This is a genomic window from Nostoc paludosum FACHB-159, from assembly GCF_014698835.1.
Classification (GTDB): domain Bacteria; phylum Cyanobacteriota; class Cyanobacteriia; order Cyanobacteriales; family Nostocaceae; genus Nostoc; species Nostoc paludosum.
In genome coordinates this window covers 1-11,915 of record NZ_JACJTU010000070.1, presented here as the reverse complement: position 1 = coordinate 11,915, position 11,915 = coordinate 1, and the positions used below count along the sequence as shown (strand labels likewise).

The window sequence follows — 11,915 nt, the reverse complement described above, 5'->3', positions numbered from 1 at the left end:
ATAAATATCATGAGTAATCAGCTAAAACGTCTGGATCATCTCTCACAAAAAAAACGCGAACTTGTCTTGCAAAAGCTAAACAAGCAAAAGCTCATTTCTCAAACAGATAATCAAAAGATATTACCAATTTCCAGAAATCAAGCAATCCCTCTGTCGTTTGCTCAACAACGACTGTGGTTTCTAGACCAACTAGAACCAGGGAGTGCTAACTACAACATGACAGCTGGTATAGTACTCAGCGGTAAACTTCAAGTAAATGCCTTGGAGCAAGCTTTAGCAAAAATCTTGCAGCGTCATGAAGTCTTGCGGACTACGTTCAAGATGGTGAATGGATCGCCAGTGCAGGTGATTACCGACGCTTTGACTGTGACTTTACCAATTATAGATTTGCAAGCATTACCAACAAGCGAGCAGTCCTCGGCTGTGCAACGTTGGGCTAAAAACGAGACTGAGCAACCGTTCGATTTAGAAAATGGGCTTTTACTGCGAGTTGTTCTCTTGAAATTAGCACAAGAGTCCCATGTGCTGTTATTGACCATACACCACATTGTATTTGATGGCTGGTCAGTGGATATATTTATTCATGAGTTGTCTAGCTTGTATTCAGCCTTTTCTACGGGAGTGCCTTCCTCTTTACCAGAATTACCCATCCAGTATGCCGATTTTGCTCACTGGCAACGGCAATGGTTGAGGGGGGAAGTGTTAGAAACTCAGTTAGCCTACTGGAAACAACAGCTAGCGGGGATTCCTCCCTTATTAGAACTGCCAAGCGATCGCCCGCGTCCACCAGTGCAGACATTCACTGGCCGCACTGAGCGAATTCCCCTAAATGCCGATCTGACTCACAAGCTGAGGCTTTTAAGCCAACAGTCAGGAGCAACCTTGTTTATGGTACTGCTGACGGCTTTCGTGATTTTACTCTCACGCTATAGCTCTCAGGAAGATATTGTCGTTGGCTCTCCCATTGCGAATCGTAACCGCAGTGAAGTTGAGCCATTAATTGGCTTTTTTGTCAATACTCTGGTGCTGCGTACCAAACTCCAGGGAAATCCCAGCTTTTTAGAGTTACTCAGCCAAGTACGGCAAACGGCTTTAGACGCTTATGCTCATCAGGATACACCCTTTGAACAGTTGGTAGAAGAACTCCAACCAGAGCGGAATCTGAGCTATTCTCCTTTGTTCCAGGTGGGGTTTACTCTCCAGAATGCAGCGACACAAACCTTAGAACTGCCAGGTCTCACCTTAACTGCTTTGGAAATTGAAAATACCACAGCCAAGTATGATTTAACCCTGTTCGTAGAAGAAACAGAGAATGGGCTTACAGGGGTATGGGAATACAACAGCAATTTGTTCGATTTGGCAACAATTACCCGGATGGCACAGCATTTCCAGAACTTGCTAGAGGGCATTGTCGCAAATCCCCAGGAAAAAATCGCACAATTACCTCTTTTGAGTGCATCTGAGCAAAATCAGTTATTGGTGGAGTGGAATAACACCCAGGTTGAGTATGACTACGACAAGTGTATTCACCAGTTGTTTGCAGATCAAGTGGAACTCACCCCAGATGCAGTAGCAGTGGTGTTTCAGGAGCAACAACTAACCTATCGGCAACTGAACAGCCGCGCCAATCAGCTGGCACATCATCTACAAACGCGAGGAGTTAAGCCAGGTGTACTGGTGGGTGTTTGTGTGGAACGTTCTCCAGAGATGATCGTTGGAGTTTTGGGTATTCTCAAAGCTGGCGGTGCTTATGTACCCTTAGACTCAGCTTATCCTCAAGAGCGTTTAGCCTATATGTTGTCAGATTCACAGGTGAGGGTGTTGTTAACTACAGAGAAGTTAGCAGCAAAGTTACCTGAGCATCAGGCACATATCGTCTACTTAGATGCAAACTGGAAAATCATTTCTCAAGAAAGTCAGGAAAATCCAGTTAGTGAAGTTAAGCCTGAGAACTTAGCATACGCGATTTACACCTCAGGCTCTACAGGAAAACCCAAAGGAGTCTTAATTGCTCACCAAGGATTGTGTAATTTAGCGCAAGTAAAGATTCGTATCTGGGATGTGCAGTTAAACAGTCGTGTTCTGCAATTTGCTTCTTTTAGCTTTGATGCCTCAGTCTCCGAAATTTTTGTCACCTTGTGTTCTGGAGCCAGCCTTGTTTTAGCAACACCGGAGGAGTTGCTACCAGGGACACCTTTAATTAAACTATTGTATGACCAAGCGATTACTCATGTGACGCTACCTCCGTCAGCATTAGCTGTTCTACCCCCAAGTGAACTACCAGCTTTACAAAATATAATCGTTGCAGGTGAAGCCTGTAGCTTGGATTTAGCAGTGCAATGGTCTAATAACCGCCGTTTCTTTAACGCCTACGGGCCAAGCGAATCAACCGTCTGTGCAACTATAGCTGAATATATTAAAGATAGCAGTCAACTGCCTATTGGTCGCCCCATTGCTAATACTCAAGTTTATATCCTAGACCAGTATCTCCAACCCGTTCCCGTTGGTGTAGCTGGAGAACTGCACATTGGTGGTGTTGGTCTTGCTCTTGGCTACCTAAATGATCCAGAGGCGACCCAAGAGAAATTCATCCCGAATTTGTTTAGCAAGCAACCTGGAAGTCGTCTTTATAAAACAGGCGATCGCGCACGCTATCTTCCAGATGGTAACATTGAATTTCTCGGTCGTAGCGATCGCCAAGTCAAGATTCGCGGCTACCGCATTGAACTCGGAGAAATTGAAACTGCACTCTCCCAACTAAGAGAAGTCCAAGAAGCAGTAGTCATAGCACGAGAAGATCAACCGAACAACAAACGCTTAGTAGCCTACGTTGTACCACAACAGGAAAATATTAACTCATTACACCAGCCAGAAAAATCAGTAAATGGTCAAGTAGAATTATGGCCTTCCGTAGCAGAATTCTATGTCTATGACGAATTACTATATTACGCGATGACCAATGACCATCGACGCAATGATAGTTATAAAGTCGCTATTAATCAATTGGTCAAAGATAAAATAGTTGTAGAAATTGGCACTGGTAAAGATGCAATTTTGTCTAGATTTTGTGCAGAAGCAGGCGCTAAAAAAATCTACGCAATTGAAAGAAATGAAGAAACTTGTCAACAGGCAAGAGCTTGTATCGCCAACTTAGGTTTAACAGACAAAATTACAATTATTCATGGTGATGCCACTTTAGTTAATCTGCCAGAACTTGCTGATGTATGTGTTTCGGAAATTGTGGGAGCAATTGGTGGGTCTGAAGGAGCAGCAGTTATTATCAATAACGCTAGAAGATTCCTCAAGCCAGAAGGTTTGATGATTCCCGAAAGAAGCATTACTAAGATTGCTGCGGTGACTCTTCCCGATGAAATCTTAGAAAATCCTCAATTTACAAAAACTTCGGGACACTACACCCAAAAAATCTTTGAACAAGTTGGATATCAATTTGATTTAAGAGTATGTATTAAAAAATTTCCTCAGACAAATGTTCTGTCCAATGTGGATATTTTTGAAAACTTAAACTTCAATGAATTTGTTCGCACTGAATCTTGCCATGAAGTTAAATTTGACATTCATAAAAATGGGCGATTGGATGGATTTTTAGTTTGGTTAAATTTGCATACTATTGCAGGAGAAGAAATAGATATTCTGCAACACGAGCATTGCTGGCTTCCTGTTTATTTTCCTGTATTTGAGCCAGGAATTGAGGTATCGTCTGGAGATGTCATTGAAGCGGTTTGTTCCAGGAAGCTTTGTGGCAATAATCTCAACCCAGATTATTCAATCAAAGGCCATTTACTCAAAAAAAATGGAGAAATTATTAACTTTGAATATGTCTCTTATCACTATAAAAACAGTTTTCAGCAAACACCTTTTTATCAACGATTATTTGCTAACTTCTCAAGTGGAGAAAACAATCATTCAGATAATTTCGTTCCCTTTTTAAGGGACAATCTCACGAAACTCTTGCCCAAGTATATGATACCTTCCAGCTTCGTTGTGCTAGAAGCTTTACCGCTGACACCAAATGGTAAGATAGACCGCCGCGCTTTACCAGCCCCAGATAACTCTCATGTTGCTAGAAAACATGGACTTGTCCTACCGCGTTATGCTTTAGAAATGCAACTTGCTGCCATCTGGGAACAAGTTTTAGGTATTCATCCTGTGGGAGTCCAGGACAACTTTTTTGAAATTGGTGGTCATTCTCTTTTAGCTGTCCACCTGATGGCTCAGATTCAGGAGCAACTGGGAAAAAATCTCCCCTTAGCTACACTTTTGCACAACCCGACTATTGAACAAATGGCTAGCATTATTAGCCAGAAAGCAGATACCCCACTTTGGTCTCCCTTAGTAGCAATTCAACCGCATGGCTCAAAACGACCGTTTTTCTGTGTACCTGGAAGCGCTACAGATGTGATCGAATTTTACCATCTAGCTCGTTATTTAGATGCCGAACAACCATTCTATGGCTTACAGCCACGAGGTCTTGATGGAGAGTTGGAACCCCACGCCCGAATTGAAGAAATGGCCAGCTGTTACATCGAGGCGATACAGACAGTTCAGCCGCAAGGGCCTTACCTTTTGGGAGGTCATTCCTTTGGAAGTTTCGTAGCCTTTGAGATGGCTCAACAATTACAAAAGCAAGGGCATGAGGTAGGCTTAGTTGCGATTTTAGACACAATGTCTCCAGTTCATAGCTTACAAAAGCCGATAGATGATTGGGATGATACCCAGAATTTGAACCTTTTTGCTCGGTTAATGGAACGCTTTTTCGACAAGAAAGTTGAGTTATCACAAGATATTCTTTCTACTTTAGATCCAGAGGGGCAATTAAATTATTTTGGGGAAAGATTGAAAGCAGCTAATCTTTTACCACCGCAGATCGGCACAAAACAACTGCAAGGTTTTTTGAAAGTAACCAAAGCTGTCAGCCAAGCTTACGATGTTTATCAGCCATACAACGATCGCCAGACTAAAATTACTTTTTTCCGAGCTAGCGAAGAAAATCCTGAAGATTTACGAAGTTTAGCTGAGTTCTCTGAGATTTTAGAAGATCCCGCCTGGGGGTGGAACAAGTTTTCTGCCGAGCCTGTGAAGGTTTATTTTGTTCCAGGTGACCATGTAACAATGATGACCGAACCTCATGTCCAGACTCTCGCCGATCGCTTGCAAGTCTGCATTGATCAGGCACAGGTAAATAGTGGAGTCAAATAAAATGACTCATCACTCTAAGTATGGAATGCAAACTTTTACCTTTATCTGGTCAGGACAAGTAGTTTCGCTCATTGGTTCGGGTCTGACGCACTTTGGTTTAGGAATCTGGGTATATCAGAATACTAAATCTGTGACTCTGTATGCCCTAATTCTTTTGTGTGGAACCTTACCGTCGAGCTTAATTTCTCCTGTAGCCGGCGTTTTTGTAGATCGTTGTTCCCGTCGTTGGGTGATGATTCTCAGCGATTTTGGCGCCGGTCTTAGCACTTTAGCGATCGCCTCATTACTTTTTGTTGATAAGCTTGAAGCTTGGCACATTTGCCTGGCTTCAGCCGCCAGTTCTACTTTCAGTGCTTTCCAAGTGCCAGCTTTCACAGCTGCGACTACCTTATTGGTTCCCAAAAAATACCTTGACCGTGCAAGTGGGATGATTCAGTTGGGTCAAGGAATTTCTCAGCTGATATCGCCAGTGTTGGGGGGTGTATTAATAGGCATTATTCAGTTACAAGGTATTGTAGCGATCGATGTTGTGACATTTTTCTTAGGCACAATACCTTTATTGCTGATCAAATTCCCCGAACCAAAAACTATTAATGCTAGTCATACTGAGGCACTCAAGAAAGATTCATTATTAAAAGAAATAATTTATGGCTGGCAATACATCACAGCTAGACCAGGGCTGTTAGGGCTATTAATTTTGTTTGCCACTAACAATTTCTTAATGGGATCTGTTGGAGTGTTAGTTACTCCATTAGTATTGTCTTTTACATCATCTGCTGTCCTCGGAATGATTGTGTCTGTTAGTGGCATCGGTATGCTTATAGGCAGTTTAATAATCAGCACTCGTGGCGGGCCAAAGCGCCTTATCCATAGCGTTCTCGGTTTTCAAATGCTAGGTGGGTTGAGCATTTTGATTGCTGGATTACGCACTTCGGTTGAGTTGATTACTCTTGCAGCTTTTCTGACCTTCTTAGGTTGGCCAATTATTAATGCTTGCGCTCAAGTCCTCTTTCAAAAAAAAGTTGCACCTGAAATGCAAGGAAGATTTTTTGCAATACGTCAAATGGTCACGGATACATCTTTTCCGTTGTCTTATATTATTGCTGGGCCTTTAGCTGACAATGTGTTTGAACCTTTAATGTCCCCCAACGGTTCGTTAGCTGGAAGTATCGGACAAATTATTGGCGTTGGGCCAGGCCGTGGCATTGGCCTAATGTTTATCACTATAGGAGTCTTAGCTATTGTTTTAAGTATCGCAGCTTATCAGTATCCCCGTTTACGACTGGTAGAGCATGAATTACCAGATACCATCTAACAACTTTACGAGTATGAGAACATGAAACTCAAAGACAAATTAAATAATAATTTAGTCATACCTTTAGTTTTGGCAGGTCTTGGAGTTACTATAGCTTTACCACTTCACTTTTTTCTGAATTACTGGGATGCGAAGGAAAGCCAAAAAGTTATTACAGTTAATCCTACGTCTAAGCCTCATGTTAGTGAGAACGTTATAGCATTAGGACGTATACAACCTAAGAATAAAATTATTAGTCTATCTGGTTCTTCGTCTCTTCAATATGTGCGGGTATCTCAAATATTTGTCAAAGAAGGAGACAAAGTTAAGCGTGGACAGGTAATTGCTATTCTAGACAGTTTGAATAAATTACAAGCAGCACTACAACAAGCCAAGCTAAAAGCCCAAGTTTCTCAAGCAGAACTCAACAAAGTAAAAAGTGGTGATGCCAAAAAAGCAGAAATTACTGCTCAACAAGCACAAATTGCTAATTTAAAAGCTCAGTTTCAGGGGCAAATCGCTACTCAAAAAGCAAAGATTGCTCGTTTAAATGCAGAATTTAAGAATGCTCAAACAGAGTATTTACGCTATAAAAATCTATATGATGCAGGTGCGATCGCGGCTTCAGAAATTGATACTAAACGTTTAAATGTAGCAACTTATCAAGAGCAAATCAATGAAGAAACATCTACTCTCAACCAAATTTTCTCAACATTTCCCAAGCAGATTTTAGAGGGCGAAGCTAACCTAGAAAAGCTCAAAGAAGTTCGCCCCGAAGATGTGCGAGTCGCTCAATTAGAATTCGATCAAGCAAAAGCAGCAGTTTTGGAAGCAGAGGCAGACCTTGAATTAGCTTATGTAAAATCCCCTATTGATGGTACAGTTTTAAAAATTCATACTTATGCTGGAGAAGGTATTAGTAATAATGGCATCGTTGATTTAGCTCAAACTAAAGATATGTATGTTATGGCTGAAGTTTATGAAACTGAAATTAGTAAAATTAAGCTAGGGCAAAAAGCTACTATTTCTAGTAGTTCATTAACTAAAGAATTATCTGGAACAGTTGAACAAATTGGTTTACAAGTTGGACAAAAGCAAATATTTAATGGGGATAAAACTCTAGATGTTGATGCTAGAGTCGTTGAAGTTAAAATTCGTCTCAATACATTAGATAGTGAACAGGTTGCTAAATTGATTAATTTGCAAGTCGAAACAAAAATTAAGATTAATTAAATCAATAGCTTGAGTTTACCTATGATTCCCAAAATTCCTATAGCTTGGTTACAAATAACATATCAAAAATCTCGCTTGTTAGTTACTGTTTTAGGTGTAACATTTGCAGTCTTATTAATGTTTATTCAGCTTGCTTTCCGCGATGGATTATTTGAAAATTCTGTAACCATGCATAAAGCTATTCAGGCAGATTTAGTTTTACTACATGCCGATACTAACTATTTTTTCGGAATTAAAGAATTTCCTCGTAATTATTTATATAGAGTTTTAGAAATTAATGGTGTAGCATCAGCTAGTCCTTTTTATTTTGCGGATGCAAATTTTAAAAATACTGAAAATTTTGTTACAGAAACTATAAGTGTATGTGCATTTAGACCTGATGAACCAGTTTTAAATTTATCAGCAGTGAATCAATCACTAAAGATTTTGCAACAACCAAATGCTGTTTTATTCGATGAATTATCCAGTGGTGAATATGGCTCTGTTGCTTCAGAGGTTAAAAATAAAGGTGTGATTACTACTGAATTATCAAATAAAAAAATAAACATTGTTGGTTTATTTTCACTAGGAGGAGGAGTAATGTCTCAAGATGGGTTAGTAGTTACCAGTGATTTAAACTACTCTACAATACTCAATATGCCTTTAGAAAAAGTTGCTATTGGAGTTATAAGACTTGAGCAAGGTATCAAACCAGAAGAGATAATTAAACAATTTTCTCAAAAGTTTGCTAAAAGTGATAATGCTATTCCCGTGAAATTGATCACTTTAAATAAGTTTATGGAGCTTGAAAAACAACATTGGGCAGAATCAACACCAATTGGATTTATTTTCAATTTAGGTACAGTTATAGGTCTAGTGTTTGGTGGAGTTATTGTCTACCAAATTTTATACTCACAAATTGCTGACAATTTATATATATATGCAACCTTTAAGGCAATTGGATATTCCAAATCATATCTGGTAAGTATTATTATCCAGCAAGCTGTTCTGATGTCTTTGATGGGCTATATCCCTGGATTTGTTTTATGTATGTTTTTATATCAATTTGTGCAAGATGCAACTCGTTTGCCAATGTTTATGACTTTTAGTCGAGCCTTAATAGTCTTGTTACTTACAATTACTATGTGTTCTCTTGCTGGCTTACTCGCTATGAAAAAACTACAGTCTGCTGACCCAGCAGATTTGTTTCGCTAAATAGTTAAGCTGTCCAATATTTAAATTCTTTATATATTAAGAATTTATGTGAAAACAATCTTAGTTAAATAAAATTATGCAACCAGTTATTTCTATTCAGAATCTCAATCACTATTTTGGTAAAGGCTTATTACGCAAGCAAGTTTTATTTAATATTAATTTGACAATTGCGCCAGGGGAAATTGTGATTTTAACTGGGCCTTCTGGTTCAGGTAAAACAACTTTATTAACTTTAATTGCTGGTTTACGATCAATTCAAAATGGAAGTGCTAAGGTTTTAAATTGTGAACTTTACAAAGCAACTGATAGGCAACTTTTGCAATTACGTCGTCAAATTGGCTACATTTTCCAAAAGCATAATTTAGTTCCATTTTTAACTGCTTCACAGAATGTTCAGATGTCTCTTAATTTGTGTTCTAATTTTTCAAAACAGCAACTTTGCCGGAGAGCAGAATCAATATTAGAGCTAGTTCACTTAAAGCATCGTGTAAATTACTATCCTGAACATCTTTCTGAAGGACAAAAACAAAGGGTGGCAATTGCTCGTGCTTTAGTGATTCAACCAAAGATTGTTCTTGCTGATGAACCTACGGCATCTCTAGATAAAAATAGTGGTCGCGATGTTGTTAAACTCATGCAAGAACTTGCAAAAAAACAAGATTGTTCAATTTTGTTAGTTACACATGATGACCGTATCCTTGATATTGCAGATCGCCTTGTCCACATGGAAGATGGTTATTTGCTTAACGGGACTTAAACAAAAATCGGTTCTTCCGGCAGTTTTATGGTGACAATTAAAAGTTACTAAATTTTAACGACTTTAATTTAGTGTTATTGAGACTTGAAATACAGGTATTGTAAGCATTTAAGAAATATTAAGCATACTTAAATAACCAGAAAAAATTAGTTTGTATTATAACACGGTAAAATTTCAAGCGAGCGTGATGAAATTTCCTGTAGAACAAATCCTGAACCTCCCCGATATGAAAGTATTTGATTTTCAAGAACTTGTTGGGAATGAAATAATTATAATGATAGAAAAAAGTGTCAATTTTTCGACTTGTCCTAACTACGAGCATTAGTTTTAAGATTGGTTTTTACTAAAATAACTATATTTAGTGCTTGAGCAAATTCCTTGTGGAGTAAAGTAGTTTGATAAATGTCAGTTTTGATATCCTCCTCAAAGCTACTTTTACACAAATATGCGTCAGGTATATTACAATAATCCAGCTTATTACCGTATTTACGACGGGAGCGACGATTAGGATCAGGGTTTTGGTAAGGTATGTATAATGCAGAATCATGGCGCAACTTGGAAATTATATGCAAGTTAACTTGCTGAGCCATTTGCAAAGCATTATTGTTCCCAAAATGACCATCTAAGACTAAGTAAGTTAAAGGGATAAAGTTAGCTATTAACAAGACTTGCTCATTAATCATCTTCTTAATTCTTAGTAATTCAGATGTGAGAATAACCTCTGTTTTATTCTTGTTCTTGCTCCCTTTTGGTCGTCCACGCTTATGTTTCTCTTTAGGTTTTATTTCTGGGGTTGGTGACAGGCTACTTTTTTCTACATAGCTCTTGATTACCTGTTCTATCCGAATCGGAAAGGAGTGCCTTCGTTCAACACTTACTAATGATAATGTAAAAAAAGATAGTCCTAATATCGGTTTGCTAACTAGGCTAGAAAAATATCTATCCAGCCCATAAGGAAAGTTTTCCTGATTTACTCACTACAACTTCATCTCCTGCAAGCAAATACACCTCATTCGCAGGGAACAAATGCTTGCGGAAAAATAGCTAAAACAACGTTGCCCAAGGAATTACTGTATGAAAGAACCGCAACATCGTCCGATAACTACCACCAATGCCTGCCCAACGAGAAATTCCCAACATGGTGACTCTTCCATTCATTGCTAACATCGCCAGAATTATCTGGTTTAATTGCCGCATCGTCGTAGCATTTATTTGTGGTAGCAGGCACTGTAGCAGTGTTCAAGGGGCGACAAGCGAGTTAAAGTGCTTGCTGTATAAGCTTCATAGCCCCTTGCGGGGGGACAAAATGGTCTAGAATGCTTATATTACAAAGAGTGTAGCAATTTGTGGTAAAAGAAAAAGAGCCTTCATTCGCAACAAGCTCTATTTAATGATAATATTACCAGAATTCTACGAGACAAACCTCAAGCGAGAATTGGGACGTGCAGAATATTTATTACTAAAAATCCTAATAAATTTATTACAATCTATTAAAAGTGTTAGCATTGAAGCACTGGCTACTGCTTTACCTATTCCCATATTTTTTGAAAGTAGAAGAAAGAAAGTTCAAAGATTTTTGTCATTAAATTACATAAATATTGAAGAAATTTGGTTCCCAATTGTTAAAAGCTGGTTAGAGATATATTTTCCCTTAAATGAAGTTATTTATTTAGTAATTGACCGGACTAATTGGGGGTGCATTAATTTGTTAATGATTAGTGTGGTTTGGGATAAAAGGTCTATCCCAATATACTTTAAGCTATTAGAAAAATTAGGTTCAAGCAATTTTGATGAACAAGAAACAGTATTCAAAAAAGCATTGCCGCTTTTTAATAATTATAAAACTGTAGTGTTAGGAGACCGTGAATTTTGCTCGATAAAGCTGGCTAACTGGCTAACAGAGCAGAAAGTATATTTCTGTTTACGCTTAAAGAAAGATGCATTTATAGAAATAGAACCGGAAATTTGGCTGCAATTAAGAAATTTAGGTTTAGCGCCTGGTCTTTCCTTCTTTTACCAAGGCATTAAATATACAAAATCCCTTGGGTTTGTTAGCTTTAATCTTGCTGCTAAATGGAAGCGTAAACGTTTAGGGGTTGCGCCGGAGGAGGGTTGGTTTATCCTTACCAACTTAGATGATTTAGATTCAGTTATTAGAGCTTATAAACAACGTTTTGATATTGAAGAGATGTTTAGAGATTTTAAGAGCGGTGGTTATAA

At 38.6% G+C, this 11,915-nt stretch carries 6 protein-coding genes and 1 pseudogene; 6 read left to right on the top strand and 1 reads right to left on the bottom strand.

Annotated features, from left to right (window positions below):
• Nucleotides 1-9 precede the first annotated feature (9 nt).
• The 5 genes from H6H03_RS35140 (at nucleotide 10) to H6H03_RS35120 (ending at nucleotide 9,695) form a co-directional block, all read left to right on the top strand.
• A complete protein-coding gene (locus tag H6H03_RS35140; protein WP_190959639.1) occupies nucleotides 10-5,217 on the top strand; it encodes a non-ribosomal peptide synthetase in 5,208 nt (1,735 codons plus the stop codon).
• A 1-nt stretch (nucleotide 5,218) separates the two neighbouring features.
• Nucleotides 5,219-6,532, top strand: a complete 1,314-nt coding sequence (locus H6H03_RS35135; protein WP_199339197.1) for an MFS transporter — start codon at nucleotides 5,219-5,221, stop codon at nucleotides 6,530-6,532.
• Between the two features lie 21 nt (nucleotides 6,533-6,553).
• Nucleotides 6,554-7,744: an ABC exporter membrane fusion protein gene (locus H6H03_RS35130; RefSeq protein WP_190959638.1), complete on the top strand. Its 1,191-nt coding sequence runs from the start codon at nucleotides 6,554-6,556 to the stop codon at nucleotides 7,742-7,744.
• 21 nt (nucleotides 7,745-7,765) lie between these two features.
• The gene (gene devC, locus H6H03_RS35125) at nucleotides 7,766-8,938 is read left to right on the top strand and encodes an ABC transporter permease DevC (protein WP_190959637.1); all 1,173 of its coding nucleotides are present in this window, start codon (nucleotides 7,766-7,768) and stop codon (nucleotides 8,936-8,938) included.
• Nucleotides 8,939-9,014: 76 nt separating this feature from the next.
• On the top strand, nucleotides 9,015-9,695 hold the full coding sequence (locus H6H03_RS35120; protein WP_190959636.1) for a DevA family ABC transporter ATP-binding protein: 681 nt from the start codon (nucleotides 9,015-9,017) through the stop codon (nucleotides 9,693-9,695).
• A gap of 311 nt (nucleotides 9,696-10,006) precedes the next feature.
• Here the strand turns inward: H6H03_RS35120 and H6H03_RS35110 are convergent.
• Nucleotides 10,007-10,892: pseudogene (locus H6H03_RS35110) on the bottom strand (transposase); the annotation flags it as partial.
• Nucleotides 10,893-11,091: 199 nt separating this feature from the next.
• Between H6H03_RS35110 and H6H03_RS35105 the strand changes: the two are divergent.
• A partial coding sequence (locus tag H6H03_RS35105) for an IS4 family transposase (protein ID WP_313932007.1) occupies nucleotides 11,092-11,915 on the top strand: 824 nt, incomplete at its 3' end.